Here is a 16,599-nt window from a genome sequence, read left to right as displayed (position 1 = left end):
AGGGGCGCGGGGAACTGCGCGACGAGCCACGACGCACCCGCCCCGCGCACCTGCCGGACGCACCGAGCGCGCGGGCGCCCGGCGCTAGAACCCCCGCGTCCGCTTGGCGGCCCGGCGTTTCTCCGCGGAGCCGATCCGCAGGAACAGCCGCGACACCTCCGCCCCCAGGTTCACCCCGATGGCGATCGCCATGGCCAGTGCCGCCGCCTTGGTGAGGGAGGCGAGCCCCGTGTTCACCTCGTTCTGCGCGATCGCCAGCAGCCCGAAGTAGACGGCCGACCCCGGCAGCAGGGGCCCGATCGCCGCGGTGGTGTACGGCAGCGCCGAGGCGAACCGGTACCGCGCGAGGAGCTGCCCGAACAGGCCGACCACGCCCGCCGCGACCGCCGTGGAGGCCACGGGCGAGATCTCGCCGGCGTAGTGCAGGGCGCCGTACACCGACCAGGCCACACCCCCGTTCAGAGTGACGGCCGGCACGGTGGATCGTTCCTGCTGGAGCAGGACGGCGAAGGTGAGCGACAGCAGCATCGAGGAGCCGATCTGCCACAGCGGCCGGTTGCTGCCGCCCAGGACGGCGTCCGGGTTGAGCCGGGCGCCGAGCTGGACGCCGACGTAGAGCATCACCAGCACCCCGACGACGATCCCCACGAACAGGTACATGACCTCCAGCAGGCGCGCCGCGGCGGTGATGTAGAAGCCGGTCAGCCCGTCCTGGACGCCCGCCACCAGGGCCCGCCCCGGCAGCAGCGCGAACAGCCCGCCGGTGATGACCGCGGACGCCTTCACGTCGACGTGGGTCAGCGTCAGCACGATGCCCATCGCGACCGACGGCATCGCGGCGACCAGGAACTGGTAGAACTCCGGCAGCCCGCGCCCCGCGCACAGCCACGCCAGCCGGTCGCCCAGCATCGCGCCCACCAGGGCCGCCACGAACACCACGGCGTCACCGCCGACCAGCACCGAGGCCGCCCCCGCGAGCAGCCCGCTCGCCCCGGTCAGCACCCAGGTCGGATACGGGTGCCGGTTGCGCCGTATCTCCGCGAGCCGCCGGTAGGCCTCCTCCAGGGAGACATGGGTCTCCGGGTCGCTCAGATCGTCCACGAGCCGGAACACGGCCGCCAGCCGGGTGTAGTCGGTGCCCCGGCGCCGCACCGTCCGCGACGCCGTCACCGGGTCCTCCACCAGCGAGGGCTGGTACGAGATCGACAGCAGCGTGAAGGTGACGGTCGGCTCGCAGCGGTCCAGGCCGTAGGAGCGGCACACCGCGAACATCGCGGCCTCCACGTCCTCCGCGCCCTCCCCGCCCGCGAGCAGCAGCTCCCCGATGCGCAACGTCAGGTCGAGCACGCGCGGGACGGCCGGACCGCCCTCCTCCGCCCTGCCGACCGGCTCCGGCGCGGGCCGCTCCGCCACCGGCATCCGCAGCATCGTGCGCATCCGGTCCTGCCAGGGCACGTCCTTGGTGAGACTCACCACCGGCATCCCGCCGGGGGGCGTGAACGCGGGCGGCACACCGCGCGCCCGGTACGTGCTCGGCCGGCTGAACGCCGAGCCCTCCGCCTCCGGCGCGGGCGGCACCTCCACCCCCTGCGGCACGGCGAACTCCGAGGTCACCTCGGGGTCGTAGGGCCCCCTCGCCTCGTCCGACTGCGGCTTGCGGTCCTCCGCATCCGTCACTTGAGAAACGCTCCCTGAACGACGCCTTCCGTCTGCCTCAGTATGCTCACGGGCGGGCGTACGACACACGAAGGGGGCCGCACGCGGACGCGTACGGCCCCTCGACGCGGGGTGGATCAAGCCGGGTCAGTGACCGCCCTGGTCCTTGAAGCGCTTGTACGACCGCTCGATCTCGGCCTCCGCGTCGGTACGGCCGACCCAGTCGGCACCCTCGACGGACTTGCCGGGCTCCAGGTCCTTGTAGACCTCGAAGAAGTGCTGGATCTCCAGGCGGTCGAACTCCGACACGTGGTGGATGTCGCGCAGGTGCTCCACGCGCGGGTCCGTCGCCGGGACGCACAGCAGCTTGTCGTCGCCGCCGGCCTCGTCCGTCATCCGGAACATGCCGATCGCGCGGCAGCGGATCAGACAGCCCGGGAAGGTGGGCTCGTCCAGGATGACGAGCGCGTCCAGCGGGTCGCCGTCCTCGCCGAGGGTGTTCTCGACGAAGCCGTAGTCGGTCGGGTAGGCGGTCGAGGTGAAGAGTCGACGGTCCAGGCGGATCCGACCCGTCTCGTGGTCCACCTCGTACTTGTTGCGCGAACCCTTCGGGATCTCGATCGTGACGTCGAACTCCACCGGTGGCTCCTCCATGATCAGCACATAGTTCTGGTGGTTAAGTGTCCCTCACGCAGGTGGGTGATCGCGAAAGGGGCTGGTGGTCGTGCCAGAGCTGAGGCCTTGGCGAGCCGCGAGACCGCATGTGGTGCGGATCACGGACGCCGTACGACCGCGTCTGGCACGTGCCGCAGGGATCGTACGGCCCTCCCTCGCACGCGTCGCGGGGGCCGCCGCGCCGCAGGTCGCCCGGCTGACGCGGCTGGCCGGTCCCCCCCTCGCGCGGATCACGAAGGACGGTCCGCACGCCGGTTCCGTGCGGTTCACCGCGGGAGCGGCGACCGCCGGTCTGGTGCTGGCCGCGGGCGTGGTGACCGCCGCCGGCCCCTGGGACGGCACCGGTCAGCGTACGGCCGAGCGGGACCGGGCCGTCGCCCTGGGACACACGGGTGGCGCAGATCACGGCCGTCAGGATGATTCGTCCGGTACGTCCTCCGTCGCCGGGGCGCCCAGGCCCGCCCCCAGCGCCGCCGCCGTCCTCACCGGCCTCGGCGGCGCCGCCGGCACCGTGGAGTCCGCCCCGGACGCCCTGCCCACCACCACCGGCCTCAAGGCCGTCCTGGACCGCCTGCTCGCCGACCCGGCCCTCGGCGCCCGGCACACCGCCGCCGTCGTCGACGTGGCCACCGGCAGGCGCCTGTACGGCTCCGGGGCCGGCACGGCGCTCACCCCCGCCTCCACCACCAAGATCGCCACCGCCGTCGCCGCGCTCTCCGCGATGGGCCCCGACCACCGCCTCACCACCCGCACCGCCCTCGAACCCGACACCGGGGAACTCGTCCTGGTCGGCGGCGGCGACCCCACCCTCACCGCCCGCCCGGACGCCCAGGGCTGGGCCAGCCTGCGCACCCTCGCCACGGCCACGGCCAAGACCCTAGAGGCACGCGGCATCACCCGGGTGACCCTCTCGTACGACACGACCCTCTTCGCCGGCGCGCAGCTTCACCCCATCGGGGTCAACCCCAACCTCGCGCCCGTCACCGCCCTGAGCGCCGACGAGGGACGCGTCGACGACTCCACCAGCGGACCCGTGAAGCGGGTGAGCGACCCGGCGGCCGACGCCGCCGGCAAGTTCGCCGCGTACCTGGCGTCCGCCGGGATCGCGTCCTCGTCCCCCGGCCCCTCCAAGGCCACCACGCGCGCGCAGACGCTCGCCACCGTATCCTCGCCCTCGCTGGCCACGGTGATCGAACGCATGCTCACCAACAGCGACAACGACATCGCCGAGGCGCTCGCCCGCCAGACCGCCGTCGCGACCGGCGTCCGCGCCGACTTCGCCGGCGGCGGCCGGGCCGTCCGGGACCGGCTCGGCCGGCTCGGCCTGCCCGTCACCGGCTCCGTCTTCAAGGACGGCAGCGGGCTCGACCGGGCGGACCGCCTCACCGCCGACCTGCTCACCGCCCTGCTCGCCAAGGCCGGCGACCCCGGCCTGCCCGCCCTGCGCCCCGTCCTCACCGGACTGCCCGTCGCCGGCTTCACCGGCACCCTCGCCACCCGCTACGCCGACGGCGCCGCCGGTGTCGTACGGGCCAAGACCGGCACCCTGAGCGGCGTGAACACCCTCGCCGGCACGGTCGTCGACCAGGACGGCCGCCTCCTCGCCTTCGCCCTGCTCGCCTCCGGCACCACCGACCCGACGGCGGCCCAGACCGCCCTCGACAAGGCCGCGACGGCCCTGGCGGGCTGCGGCTGCCGATGAGCGACGCCCGACCCTGACGTATCCCTGATCCACCCCTCGCGGCCTGCCCCAACCGGGACCGAGCACGTACGGTTGACACATGACGAGCATCGGTGGTGCTGCTTCTGCTGGGATGGTCGACTGGAATCTCGCGGTCGCGACCGCGACCCGGCTCGTACGACCGGGCCCCGAGGTCAGCCGGGACGAGGCCCGGACCGTCGTCGCGGAACTGCGCCGGCACGCCAAGTCCTCGGAGCACCACGTCCGCGGCTTCACCCGCATGGGCACCGAGGACACCCACGACACGCCGGTCCTCGTCGTCGACCGCCCCGGCTGGGTCCGGGCCAACGTCGCCGGGTTCCGGGAGATCCTGAGGCCCCTCCTCGACAAGATGCAGGAGCGCCGCGGCAGCAGCGCGGGCGGCGCGGTCCTCGGCGCCGTCGGCGGCAAGGTCACCGGTGTCGAACTCGGCATGCTGCTGTCGTTCCTCGCCTCCCGCGTCCTCGGCCAGTACGAGACCTTCGCCCCCGCCACCCGCGAACTCCCCGCCGGCGCCAAGAACGGCGGCCGGCTCCTGCTCGTCGCGCCCAACATCGTCCACGTCGAGCGCGAACTCGACGTCGACCCGCACGACTTCCGGCTCTGGGTCTGTCTGCACGAGGAGACGCACCGCACCCAGTTCTCCGCCGTGCCCTGGCTGCGCGACCACCTGGAGGGGGAGATCCAGTCGTTCCTCGGGGAGACCGACGTCGACCCCACGACCTTCCTGGAGCGCATCCGCGAGGCCGCCCAGTCCCTCGCCGGCGGCCGTCCCGAGGGCGAGGAGGACGACGGCGGCCGCTCCCTCGTCGAACTCGTGCAGACCCCGGCCCAGCGGGAGATCCTCGCCCGCCTCACCGCCGTGATGTCGCTCCTGGAGGGCCACGCCGACTTCGTCATGGACGGCGTCGGCCCCGACGTCGTGCCGACCGTCTCCGAGATCCGCGAGAAGTTCCAGCAGCGCCGCGCCAAGGGCGCCTCCCGCCTCGACATCGCCCTGCGCAAACTGCTCGGCCTGGACGCCAAGCTCCGCCAGTACAAGGACGGCGAGCGCTTCGTGCGCTCCGTCGTCGACCAGGTCGGCATGGACGGCTTCAACCGCGTGTGGACCTCGCCCAACACCCTCCCCACCAAGGCCGAGATCGCCAAACCCGTGGACTGGGTCGCACGGGTGCACCGCAAGGCCGATTCATGACCCCGTACCGCACGCCCGGCACGACACCGTGGGCCGGACGCGGCCCACGGCAGGCAAACGCCCCTTCAATCACCCGTCCGAGGGACCGTGAGCCCTCGACAGGCGTGCGATGCTCGGGGAGCGGCCCGGTTCTGTCACCATCTACACACTCTGAGTGACCGACCTCGGGCTCACCCCCGAACTCTTCTTGAAGGGAACCGGACATGGGTCCCCATCCAGCGGTCGCGGCGATACGCCTGGCGGTCCGCCGCGTCCTCCACGACATCCTCAACGACCACCGGCCCCCGGGCCCGGCCACCGGCGCCCTCGTACCGGCGCCGTACACCCACCCGACCGCCCCCCTCGTCCTCGTGGCGTGCTCCGGCGGCGCCGACTCCATGGCGCTCGCCTCCGCACTGGCCTTCGAGGCCCCCCGGCTCGGCATCCGCGCCGGCGGCGTCACCGTCGACCACGGCCTCCAGCACGGCTCCGACCTGCGCGCCGCGGAAGTCGTCCTGCGCCTGCGCGAACTCGGCCTCGACCCCGTCGAGTCCACCGCCGTGACCGTCGGCCGCGACGGCGGACCCGAGGCCGCCGCCCGCGACGCCCGCTACGCCGCCCTCGACGCCGCCAGCGAACGCCACGGCGCCGCCGCGGTCCTCCTCGGACACACCCGCGACGACCAGGCCGAGACGGTCCTCCTCGGACTCGCCCGCGGCTCCGGCATCCGCTCCCTGTCCGGCATGGCCGCGGTCTCGGGGGCCGGCGGCCGCTACCGGCGCCCCTTCCTCGAACTCGACCGGCAGACCGCCCGCAAGGCGTGCATGGTCCAGTCCCTGCCCGTCTGGGACGACCCCCACAACGCCGACCCGGCCTACACCCGCTCCCGGCTCCGCCACGAAGGCCTGCCCGCCCTGGAGAAGGCCCTCGGCAAGGGCGTCGTCGAGGCACTCGCCCGGACGGCCCAGCTCTCCCGCGACGACGCCGACGCCCTCGACGCCTGGGCCCGCCGCGCCGAGGACTCCGTACGGGACGCCACCGGCCTTCTGGAGTGCGCCAAGCTCTACGCCCTGCCGCCCGCCGTCCGCCGCCGCATCCTGCGCCGCGCCGCCATCGAGGCGGGCGCGCCGGCCGGCTCCCTCTTCGCGCGGCACATCGAGGAGGTCGACCGGCTGATCACCGGCTGGCGGGGCCAGGGAGCCATCAATCTCCCGGGCAAGGTCGTGGCCCAGCGGCAGGGTGGCAGACTGGTGATTCGGCAAGGCTGATTCCCGACCCTCCGCACGGAGGGTCCGGGCCGGCCGGTGGGACGACCGAAAGTGATGCGGGTGGACGCGAAAGACATGGGTGCCGACCTCCAGCAGGTGCTCATCACCAAGGAAGAGATCGACGCGAAGCTGGCCGAGCTGGCCGCGAAGATCGACGCGGAGTACGAGGGCAAGGACCTGCTGATCGTCGGCGTGCTCAAGGGCGCGGTGATGGTCATGGCGGACCTCGCCCGGGCGCTGTCCACCCCCGTCACCATGGACTGGATGGCCGTGTCGTCGTACGGCGCGGGCACCCAGTCCTCCGGTGTCGTGCGGATCCTCAAGGACCTCGACACCGACATCAAGGGCAAGCACGTCCTGATCGTCGAGGACATCATCGACTCCGGGCTGACCCTGTCCTGGCTGATCAACAACCTCGGCTCGCGCGAGCCCGAGACCCTGAAGATCTGCACCCTGCTGCGCAAGCCGGACGCGGCCAAGGTCGCCATCGACGTCGAGTGGGTCGGCTTCGACATCCCCAACGAGTTTGTCGTCGGCTACGGCCTCGACTACGCCGAGAAGTACCGCAACCTCCCGTTCGTCGGTACGCTCGCGCCCCACGTCTACGGCGGCTGAACCCACCCGGTCACAGACCCGTAGGACGTACGGGAACCCCGGCGGCACTCGCGCCGTTGGAGCATGCAGACGGGTTCGCCAGCCGGACCGTGCGGCTTCCCGCGACAAAGCTGGGGTACCGTCAGAAGAACTGTCTTATCAAACTCACTATGGCAGGAGGGACGGGGCGGCACCGCTCCGTATGGATGGACGTGAAGCGATACTTCCGTGGGCCGGTCATGTGGATCGTGCTGGCCGTCCTTGCCGTGGTCGTGTTGATGCAGGTCGTCGGCTCGTCCGGCGGCTACAAGACGGTGGACACCGGCCAAGTCGTGGCGGCGATCAACGAGAACAAGGTCGAGTCGGCCAAGCTCACCACCGGTGACGAGCAGACCATCAAGGTCACGCTCAAAGACGGCGTGAAGGTCAAGGACAGCTCGAAGATCCAGGCGAGCTACATCGGCGACCAGGGCGTGACCATCGCCAACACGCTGCAGACCAAGTACCAGGACAAGCAGATCCCCAAGGGCTACACGGTCTCTCCGACGAAGCAGAACGCCTTCGTCGGGATCCTGCTGTCCCTGCTCCCCTTCGTCCTCATCGTGGTCGTCTTCCTGTTCCTGATGAACCAGATGCAGGGCGGCGGCTCCCGCGTCATGAACTTCGGCAAGTCCAAGGCGAAGCTCATCACCAAGGACACGCCGAAGACGACGTTCGCCGACGTGGCCGGCTCGGACGAGGCCGTCGAGGAACTCCACGAGATCAAGGAGTTCCTCCAGGAGCCCGCCAAGTTCCAGGCCGTCGGCGCCAAGATCCCCAAGGGCGTGCTGCTGTACGGCCCGCCCGGCACCGGCAAGACCCTGCTCGCGCGCGCCGTCGCCGGCGAGGCGGGCGTCCCCTTCTACTCGATCTCCGGTTCCGACTTCGTCGAGATGTTCGTCGGTGTCGGTGCCTCCCGTGTCCGTGACCTCTTCGAGCAGGCCAAGGCGAACGCCCCGGCGATCGTCTTCGTCGACGAGATCGACGCCGTCGGCCGCCACCGCGGCGCCGGCCTCGGCGGTGGTCACGACGAGCGCGAGCAGACCCTGAACCAGCTCCTCGTCGAGATGGACGGCTTCGACGTCAAGGGCGGCGTGATCCTCATCGCCGCGACGAACCGGCCCGACATCCTCGACCCGGCGCTGCTGCGCCCCGGCCGCTTCGACCGCCAGATCGCGGTCGACCGTCCGGACATGCAGGGCCGGCTGGAGATCCTCAAGGTCCACCAGAAGGGCAAGCCGGTGGCGCCCGACGTCGATCTGGCCGCCGTCGCCCGCCGGACCCCCGGCTTCACGGGCGCCGACCTGTCGAACGTGCTGAACGAAGCAGCGCTCCTCACCGCGCGCAGCGACAAGAAGCTGATCGACAACCAGATGCTGGACGAGGCGATCGACCGTGTGGTCGCGGGCCCGCAGAAGCGGACCCGGATCATGTCGGACAAGGAGAAGAAGATCACCGCGTACCACGAGGGCGGTCACGCCCTGGTCGCGGCGGCCTCCCCGAACTCCGACCCGGTCCACAAGATCACGATCCTGAGCCGCGGCCGTGCGCTGGGCTACACGATGGTGCTCCCGGACGAGGACAAGTACTCCACCACGCGCAACGAGATGCTGGACCAGCTGGCCTACATGCTCGGCGGCCGCGCGGCGGAGGAGCTCGTCTTCCACGACCCGACCACCGGCGCGGCGAACGACATCGAGAAGGCCACCGCCACGGCCCGCGCGATGGTCACCCAGTACGGCATGACCGAGCGCCTGGGTGCCATCAAGTTCGGCGGCGACAACACCGAGCCGTTCCTCGGCCGTGAGATGGCTCACCAGCGCGACTACTCGGAAGAGGTCGCCGCCCTGGTGGACGAGGAAGTCAAGAAGCTCATCGAGAACGCGCACAACGAGGCCTGGGAGATCCTGGTCGAGAACCGCGACGTCCTCGACAACCTGGTCCTCCAGCTGCTGGAGAAGGAGACGCTGGGCAAGGAGGAGATCGCCGAGATCTTCTCCGCCATCGTCAAGCGCCCGGCGCGCCCCGCCTGGACCGGTTCCTCGCGGCGCACTCCGTCCACCCGTCCGCCGGTGCTCTCCCCCAAGGAGCTCGCCCTGACGAACGGCGCCAACGGCGCGACGCCCGCGATCTCCACCGCGAAGTCGACGGCGGCGGAGTCCGCCCCGGTGACCGAGCCCGCCCCGGAGGACCGCCCCGAGAGCTGACCCGAGCTCCCGGAGCCGCCACCAGGCCCGGAATGGATGCCGCGCCCCCCAGGTTCTAGCCTGGGGGGCGCGGCATTGCCATATGGCCGATTCTGGACGGCCTGGTAGGACGTTGTAGGACATCTAGGAACGAGGCAGCAGATGACCGACCCCGTGACGCTGGACGGCGAGGGCTCCATCGGCGAGTTCGACGAGAAGCGCGCCGAGATCGCCGTACGCGAACTCCTGATCGCGGTCGGAGAGGACCCCGACCGCGAGGGCCTGAAGGAGACACCGGCGCGGGTGGCGCGGGCGTACCGGGAGCTTCTGGCGGGCCAGACACAGGTGCCCGAGGACGTCCTGACGACGACGTTCGATCTTGGCCACGACGAGATGGTCCTGGTCAAGGACATCGAAATCGTGAGCTTGTGCGAGCATCACATGCTGCCGTTCCACGGAGTGGCGCACGTCGGCTACATCCCGGCCGACACCGGCAAGATCACGGGCCTGTCGAAGCTCGCACGGCTGGTCGAGGTGTTCGCCCGTCGCCTACAGGTGCAGGAACGACTCACCACGCAGGTGGCCGACTCCCTCATGCGGATCCTCGAGGCGCGGGGAGTGATCGTCGTCATCGAGGCGGAGCACATGTGCATGTCGGTGCGCGGGATCCGTAAGCCGGGTGCCAAGACGACGACCTCGGCGGTCCGGGGCCAGCTCCGGGATGCCACGACCCGGGCCGAGGCGATGAGTCTGATACTGGCGCGCTGACCTGATCGTCCAGCGGGCACCTCGTCCCGGCGGCCCTGGCGGCTGTCATGCCGCAGGGGCCGCGCCCGTGCCGTTGTGGTCGTCGTCGTCCTCCGGGAGCTTGCAGACGTGTTCCAGGAAGAGGGCGGACGCTATGACGGCGATGCCGGCCAGGACCGAGAAGCCGGCGTAGATGGCCTGGTCGCGGCGGGCGGGGATGTCGAGGGACTCCAGGAGGAAGACGCCCGTGCCGCCGTACATGCCGGCGACGAGGGCGGCGACCAGGGCGCTGGCCTGGCCGAAGACGACCGCGCGGGCCGCCATCAGGGGGTCGACGCCCTTGGCCTCGGGGCGCCGCTCGCGCTGGGCCTTGAGCCGGGCGCGCAGCGAGAGCGCCGTGGACAGCAGGACCACCGCGATCAGGGCGAGGACGATGGGGGCGGCCAGGGGGACGCTGGGCAGGGTCCCGATCGAGTTCCAGAGGCGGGCGCCCGCCCAGGACAGCACGCCGGCCACGACGAACACGCCGGCCAGCACCCTGATGTGCAGCTCTCTCACGGTGTCCCTTCAGCTCCCCCGGGTTCCGCGGGTCCTTCCGCGGACGAGTGTCGTGGTGGTGGTCGTCCTGACCTTAACGACTACTCGGGCAGCTGGAGTTCCAGGTCCTTGCGAACCGTGACGCCCTCGCGGGTGACCGCGTCGAGAAGGTCGGCGACGGCGCCGCGGCCGGGCAGCCGGGCCCCGGGGTCCACGTCGTGCCAGGGGGCGAGGACGAAGGCGCGTTCGTGGGCGCGCGGGTGCGGCAGGGTGAGCTGCGGGTCGTCGTCCACGACATCGGCGTACGCCACGATGTCGACGTCGAGGGTGCGCGCGCCCCAGCGCTCGTCCCGGACGCGGTGGAAGGCCTCCTCGACCGCGTGGGCCCGCTCCAGGAGCGAGGACGGGGGCAGGGTGGTCTTCAGCAGGACGACCGCGTTGAAGTACGCGGGCTGGCTGCCGGGCTCGACGCCCCACGGTTCCGTCTCGTACACCGGGGAGACGGCCTTGACGCGGATGCCCGGGGTGTCCTCCAGCGCGTCCACGGCGCCCTGGAGGGTCTCCAGGCGGTTGCCGAGGTTGGCGCCGAGGGAGAGCACCGCGCGTCGCGGGTTGTGCAGGGTGGTGTCGGCGGCGTCCACCTGCTGCACGACGGAGGCGGGCACCGGCTGAACGGTCGGGTCGCTGTGACCCTCGGTGAAGGACGCGGTCATACTCGGCTCCGGGTGATGGTGACGGTCACGTCGTCGAAGGGGACCGTGATCGGGGCGTTCGGCTTGTGGACCACGACCTCGACCTCTTGTACCCCCTCGTGCCGCAGACAGGCCTGGGAGATGCGCTCGGCGAGCGTCTCGATGAGGTTGACCGGCTCGCCCTCGACGACGGCCACGACCTCCTCGGCCACGATGCCGTAGTGCACGGTCTTCGCGAGGTCGTCGTCGCGGGCGGCCGGCCGGGTGTCCAGGCCCAGGACGAGGTCCACGACGAAGGTCTGGCCCTCCCTGCGTTCCTCGGGGAACACACCGTGGTACCCGCGGGCCCTCAGGCCGCGCAGCGCGACACGATCCACGTGAATCCCTCCTGCACTCGTCCCTGCACTCGTCGGTTGCCTCGGACGAATCTACCTGCGCGCGTCGGCGGGTCCGGGTGCCGGGCGCGCGGGAGGGGCGGTCGGCGGCGCGGTCTTCACCCGGTGTTTCCCTTGGTACCCGCTGTTTCCCTTGGTGGGCCCGGTGGCGCGGGGGCGGGTGGCCGCATCCCCCCGCGGGTTCGTGATTCCAGCCACTCTCGGTCAGGGCGGGCCGGCGTCGTCCTCGTCGGTGTCCGGCCCGTCCTCGTTCTCGGCGAGGACCGGGGAGGCGTGGTGCGACCAGAGCTTCCAGCCGTCGGGGGTGCGGCGGAACACGTTGGTGGCGACCACCAGCTGGCCCACGAGCGGCCCGAGCTCCTCGCCCGCGCGGGGCGCGGGGCCGCCGCTGAGGATGTTCTCCGTGCAGGTCACGAGGGCGGTGTCGCCGGTGACCGAGACATGCACATCGGTGAGGAAGAACTGGATGTAGTCGGTGTTCGCCATGATCAGGGCGTACGAGCGCAGGACCTCGCCGCGCCCGGTCAGCACCGGCCAGCCGGGGTGCACGCAGGAGACCACCCCGGTGTCCGCGGGGTCGTGGTACTCCTCGTCGACGCCCAGGTCGGCGGGGGTCAGCCAGAGGGCGGACACCGCTTCGAAGTCGCCCTGTTCGAGCGCCTCGTAGAAGGCGGTGTTGGCGGCCTCGACCTGTTCGACGTCGGTGTGGGGGGCGGTCACCGCGCTCCTTCCACGGCGCGTGCGACCCGGACGGCGTCGGCGGTCGCGCGCACCTGGTGCACCCGCACGGCCCACGCGCCGGTGTGGGCGGCGATCGCGGACACGGCGGCGGTGGCGGCGTCGCGCTCGCGCGCCGGCGGGGGCGCGCTCTCGGGGCCGGCCAGGACACGGCCGAGGAAGCGCTTGCGGGAGGCGGCGACGAGCAGCGGGTGGCCCAGGGTGTGCAGCCGGTCGAGGTGGGCCAGCAGGGTGAGGTCGTGGTCGGCCTCCTTGGAGAAGCCGAGGCCGGGGTCGACGACGACGCGGTCCGGGGAGACGCCGCCGGCGAGGACGGCCTCCACGCGCGCGTGCAGCTCGTCGACGACTTCGGTGACGACGTCGTCGTACGAGCCCTTGACGTTTCCGCCCTCCAGGAAGCCGCGCCAGTGCATGACGACGAAGGGGGCGCCCGCCTCCGCGACGGCCGGGATCATCCCGGGGTCGGCGAGGCCGCCGCTGACGTCGTTGACGAGGACGGCGCCGGCGGCGAGGGCCCGGGCGGCGACGGAGGCGCGCATGGTGTCGACCGAGACGACGGCGCCCTCGGCGGCGAGGCCCCGGACGACGGGGATGACACGGCGCAGTTCCTCGGCCTCGTCGACCCGGGTGGCGCCGGGCCGGGTGGACTCGCCGCCGACGTCGACGAGGTCGGCGCCCTCGGCGACGAGCTGGAGGCCGTGCTTGACGGCGGCCGTCGTGTCGAACCAGCGGCCGCCGTCGGAGAAGGAGTCGGGCGTCACGTTGACGACGCCCATGACCGCGCAGCGGTCCCAGTCCGGAAGGCCGGCGACCTGCCCGCGCCCGCTCTGCTTGCTCATACGTTCAGCGTAGGCCCCGCCGGGCGCCCGGACGCCGGGAGGCCCGGGCGCGGGCCCCAGGGCTGGGAGAGGGGCGGGGCCTGCGCCCGGGCCGGTCCGGGTGCGGACGCGGGGGCCGGTGGGCGGTCGCCGGTTCAGGCGGCTCGTACGTCCTGCCGCTCGGCGAGTCCGTGGGCGCACGCGCGGGCGGGGTTGCTGCGGCGGCGGAGGAAGCGGGGGAGGGGGAGGGCGAGGTTGACGAAGCCTTCGGCCTGCATGGCGGCGAAGCCGATGCGGGGGAGGTCGCCGGAGGCGCGGTAGACGACGAAGCGGGGTTCCCAGCGGGGCTGGAACTTGGCGTTGAACTTGTAGAGGGACTCGATCTGGAACCAGCGGGAGAGGAAGACGAGCAGGCCGCGCCAGGCGCGCAGGACGGGTCCGGCGCCGATCTTCTCGCCGCGGGCCAGGGCGGAGCGGAACATGGCGAAGTTGAGGGAGACGCGGGTGATGCCGAATTTGGGGGCGGCCTGGAGGGCGGCGACGATGAGGAGTTCGTTCATGCCGGGGTCGGCGGAGCGGTCGCGGCGCATCAGGTCCAGGGAGGCGCCGTCGGTGCCCCAGGGCACGAAGTGCAGGATGGCCTTGAGGTCGCCGTAGGGGCCGGGGGTTTCGTCGGCTTTGTGGGCGGTGGCGATGAGGCAGTCGCTGTCGGCGGGGTCGCCGACGCGGCCCAGTGCCATGGAGAAGCCGCGTTCGGTGTCGGTGCCGCGCCAGTCCTCGGCGGCGTGCCGGATGCGTTCGAGTTCGGCTTCGCCGAGGTCACGTACGCGCCGTACGCGGGTTTCGTATCCGGCGCGTTCGATGCGTTTGACCATCTGCCGGACGTTGCGCATGGCGCGGCCGGCGAGGGAGAAATCCGCGACGTCCACCACCGCCTCGTCGCCGAGTTCGAGGGCGTCGAGGCCGGTCTCGCGGGTCCACACCTCGCCGCCGGTCTCGGAGCAGCCCATGACGGCGGGTGTCCAGGAGTGGGCCTTGGCCTCGTCCATGAAGCGTTCGATGGCGCCGGGCCAGGCCTCGACGTCGCCGATGGGGTCGCCGCTGGCGAGCATCACGCCGGAGACGACGCGGTAGGTGACGGCGGCCTTGCCGCTGGGGGAGAAGACGACGGCCTTGTCGCGGCGCAGTGCGAAGTGGCCGAGGGAGTCGCGCCGGCCGTGCTTGTCCAGCAGGACGCGCAGCCGGTTCTCGTCCTCCTCGGTGAGGCGGGCGGCCGGGTGCTCGGGCCGGAAGGCGAGGTAGATCGTGGTGACGGCGGTGATCCAGCCGAGGGCGCCGAGCGAGAAGGCGACGGTCCAGGAGGTGCTGCCCTGGTAGTCGACCGGGCCCTCGAAGCCCAGGAGGCCGTACAGGACGTGGGTAATGCGATCGGCCAGGCTCGGGTCGCCGATCATGCGCCGCGGGTGGACGCTGACGATGACCAGTCCGAGGACGAGGGAACCGGCGCCCATGAGGACGAAGTTGGCGAGCGCGCGCCACCGGCTGCGCGGGTCCGGAAGGGCCCTGAACTGGTCGCGGTGGACGATCAGCGGGATCAGCAGCGCGAGCGAGATGAGCGCGCCGACGATCGAGTGCCGGTACACGAACTGGGCGACCGCGCCGGCCGGGAGCAGCGCCACCGCCGCCCGCCAGGCGCGCCGCTTGCTGCGCTTGAGGCCGTGGGCGAGCAGGAGCAGCAGTACGCCGGCGCTGAGCGAGAGTGCCGCCGCGAACGGGCCGAACGAGCCCGGCAGCACCTCGGCGAGCGAGTGCATACGGCTCTGCCGGAACCGCGGGAAGATCCCCGCCGCGACGTCCAGCAGCCCCACGAGAGCACAGGCTCTGCCGACGAGGGCGGGCACGGACTCGGGGCGCGGGCCACGCATCAGCGGCCGCACTCGGCTTGATCGGTTCGGAACCCCATCCGACATTTCCGCATCTTCCCTGACAGACATCGCATCCCGTAGTTCCGCGAGAGACCTTGGATCCGGATCCGATTCGGGCATCCGGCGACATTGCGCCCTCTAGGACGGTGTCTCGGGGAGAGAGGTTCACTCCCTTCTTCAAAGCCGCTGAAAAGGCCAAGGAAAGTCCGGGACAAGCCCTCGCGAAGGAGTCGGGGGGAACGGATCTGTACCCGGGCCAGGATCAGGCAGGAAACCGTTGTATGGGTCTCACGAGCAACACAGTGCTGCTGATGTCAGTCCTGTTCGCCTTAACGCTGTTCGCCGGCACGGTGTGGCTGTGGCCGCGGCTGGCACGGCGTTCCTGGCGGGCCGTCGGCGGGCGCGTCGGTCTGCTGCTCTGCACCCAGTTGGCCCTCTTCCTGTCCGTGGGCCTGTCCGTCAATCAGGCCTTCGGTTTCTACGCCAGTTGGGCGGACCTCTTCGGCCGTGAGACGGAGCCGGGTGTGGTCGTGGACCACACGAACGGCGCCCCGGCCGGGCCGGTGCGTGTCGTGGACAGCCGGCGGGTGGACGGCGGCGGCGGGCGGCCGGAGTTCGGCGGGCGGATCCAGAAGGTGGTGCTGGCCGGGCGTACGACGCACATCAGCACGCCCGCCTACGTGTATCTGCCGCCCGAGTACTTCGCCGCGAAGAACCGCACGCGCACGTTCCCCGTGGCCGTCGTCCTCACGGGCTACCCGGGTACGGCCGAGGCGCTCGTCGACAAGCTGCACTACCCGCGTACCGCGCGGCAGCTCGCCGGGGACGGGCGGATGCAGCCGATGATCCTGGTGATGCTGCGGCCGACGGTGGCGCCGCCGCGCGACACGGAGTGCGTGGACATCCCGGGCGGGCCGCAGACCGAGTCGTTCTTCGCCAAGGACCTGCCGGACGCGGTCGGGGCCCACTACCGGGTGGGCAAGAAGCCGTCGAGCTGGGGGATCATCGGGGACTCCACGGGGGGTTACTGCGCCCTGAAGCTCGCGATGCACCACCCGGAGGCGTACGCGGCGGGCGTGGGGCTCTCGGCGTACTACAAGGCGCCGACCGATCCGACCACCGGCGACCTGTTCCACGGCGACAAGACGCTGCGCAAGGAGGCCGATCTGCGCTGGTTTCTGAAGAATCGTTCCGCTCCGGACACCTCGCTGCTCGTCACCAGCAGCAGGATCGGCGAGTCCAACTACAAGGCCACGCTGAACTTCATAGACCTGGCGAAGGCCACGGGCCGGACCCGGATCTCGTCGATCATTCTCGAAAGCGGCGGGCACAACTTCAACACCTGGCGCCGCGAGATCCCGCCCGCGCTGGAGTGGATCAGTGGACGGCTGAGTAATTGATCTTGACTTGTGTGGCCCGCGGGGTGGGTGAAGGC

General features: G+C 71.6%; 15 protein-coding genes. 7 read left to right on the top strand and 8 right to left on the bottom strand.

Annotation, left to right across the window (positions count from 1 at the left end; all coding sequences use genetic code 11):
* Positions 1-84 precede the first annotated feature (84 nt).
* Together U5640_RS19530 and U5640_RS19525 are read right to left on the bottom strand one after the other, a co-directional pair.
* A complete protein-coding gene (locus U5640_RS19530) occupies positions 85-1,677 on the bottom strand; it encodes a threonine/serine exporter family protein (RefSeq protein ID WP_340377044.1) in 1,593 nt (530 codons plus the stop codon).
* Between the two features lie 126 nt (positions 1,678-1,803).
* Positions 1,804-2,295, bottom strand: coding sequence for an inorganic diphosphatase (locus U5640_RS19525; RefSeq protein ID WP_055637912.1), 492 nt, complete (start codon positions 2,293-2,295; stop codon positions 1,804-1,806).
* Positions 2,296-2,419: 124 nt separating this feature from the next.
* Between U5640_RS19525 and dacB the strand changes: the two genes are divergently transcribed.
* The 6 genes from dacB to folE all read left to right on the top strand — a co-directional run bounded on the left by dacB (position 2,420) and on the right by folE (position 10,080).
* A complete protein-coding gene (dacB, locus tag U5640_RS19520) occupies positions 2,420-4,033 on the top strand; it encodes a D-alanyl-D-alanine carboxypeptidase/D-alanyl-D-alanine-endopeptidase (RefSeq protein WP_340385205.1) in 1,614 nt (537 codons plus the stop codon).
* Positions 4,034-4,112: 79 nt separating this feature from the next.
* Positions 4,113-5,246, top strand: a complete 1,134-nt coding sequence (locus U5640_RS19515; protein ID WP_340377043.1) for a zinc-dependent metalloprotease — start codon at positions 4,113-4,115, stop codon at positions 5,244-5,246.
* A gap of 203 nt (positions 5,247-5,449) precedes the next feature.
* Entirely contained in the window at positions 5,450-6,493 is a 1,044-nt protein-coding gene (gene tilS / locus U5640_RS19510) for a tRNA lysidine(34) synthetase TilS (protein ID WP_340377042.1), read from the top strand.
* 54 nt (positions 6,494-6,547) lie between these two features.
* Entirely contained in the window at positions 6,548-7,108 is a 561-nt protein-coding gene (hpt, locus tag U5640_RS19505; protein ID WP_067256421.1) for a hypoxanthine phosphoribosyltransferase, read from the top strand.
* A gap of 185 nt (positions 7,109-7,293) precedes the next feature.
* Entirely contained in the window at positions 7,294-9,333 is a 2,040-nt protein-coding gene (gene ftsH, locus U5640_RS19500) for an ATP-dependent zinc metalloprotease FtsH (protein WP_340377041.1), read from the top strand.
* Positions 9,334-9,474: 141 nt separating this feature from the next.
* Positions 9,475-10,080, top strand: a complete 606-nt coding sequence (gene folE / locus U5640_RS19495) for a GTP cyclohydrolase I FolE (RefSeq protein WP_340377040.1) — start codon at positions 9,475-9,477, stop codon at positions 10,078-10,080.
* A gap of 45 nt (positions 10,081-10,125) precedes the next feature.
* Here folE and U5640_RS19490 read toward each other — a convergent pair whose 3' ends face one another.
* From U5640_RS19490 to U5640_RS19465, 6 genes are all read right to left on the bottom strand, one after another.
* Positions 10,126-10,617: a DUF3180 domain-containing protein gene (locus tag U5640_RS19490; RefSeq protein ID WP_340377039.1), complete on the bottom strand. Its 492-nt coding sequence runs from the start codon at positions 10,615-10,617 to the stop codon at positions 10,126-10,128.
* An 80-nt stretch (positions 10,618-10,697) separates the two neighbouring features.
* On the bottom strand, positions 10,698-11,309 hold the full coding sequence (folK, locus tag U5640_RS19485; RefSeq protein WP_340377038.1) for a 2-amino-4-hydroxy-6-hydroxymethyldihydropteridine diphosphokinase: 612 nt from the start codon (positions 11,307-11,309) through the stop codon (positions 10,698-10,700).
* A complete protein-coding gene (gene folB, locus U5640_RS19480) occupies positions 11,306-11,665 on the bottom strand; it encodes a dihydroneopterin aldolase (protein WP_340377037.1) in 360 nt (119 codons plus the stop codon). The genes folK and folB overlap by 4 nt, the downstream gene beginning before the upstream one ends.
* Before the next feature lie 222 nt (positions 11,666-11,887).
* Entirely contained in the window at positions 11,888-12,403 is a 516-nt protein-coding gene (locus tag U5640_RS19475; protein ID WP_340377036.1) for a nuclear transport factor 2 family protein, read from the bottom strand.
* On the bottom strand, positions 12,400-13,260 hold the full coding sequence (gene folP, locus U5640_RS19470; RefSeq protein ID WP_340377035.1) for a dihydropteroate synthase: 861 nt from the start codon (positions 13,258-13,260) through the stop codon (positions 12,400-12,402). The genes U5640_RS19475 and folP overlap by 4 nt, the downstream gene beginning before the upstream one ends.
* Positions 13,261-13,394: 134 nt before the next feature.
* A complete protein-coding gene (locus U5640_RS19465; RefSeq protein ID WP_340377034.1) occupies positions 13,395-15,209 on the bottom strand; it encodes a phosphatidylglycerol lysyltransferase domain-containing protein in 1,815 nt (604 codons plus the stop codon).
* 236 nt (positions 15,210-15,445) lie between these two features.
* On the opposite strand from U5640_RS19465, the gene U5640_RS19460 reads away from it, so the two are divergent.
* The gene (locus U5640_RS19460; RefSeq protein WP_340377033.1) at positions 15,446-16,564 is read left to right on the top strand and encodes an alpha/beta hydrolase-fold protein; all 1,119 of its coding nucleotides are present in this window, start codon (positions 15,446-15,448) and stop codon (positions 16,562-16,564) included.
* Positions 16,565-16,599: the final 35 nt, after the last annotated feature.

Source organism: Streptomyces sp. SS7 (genome assembly GCF_037993025.1).
Classification (GTDB): domain Bacteria; phylum Actinomycetota; class Actinomycetes; order Streptomycetales; family Streptomycetaceae; genus Streptomyces.
This window is presented reverse-complemented; position numbering and strand designations above follow the sequence as displayed.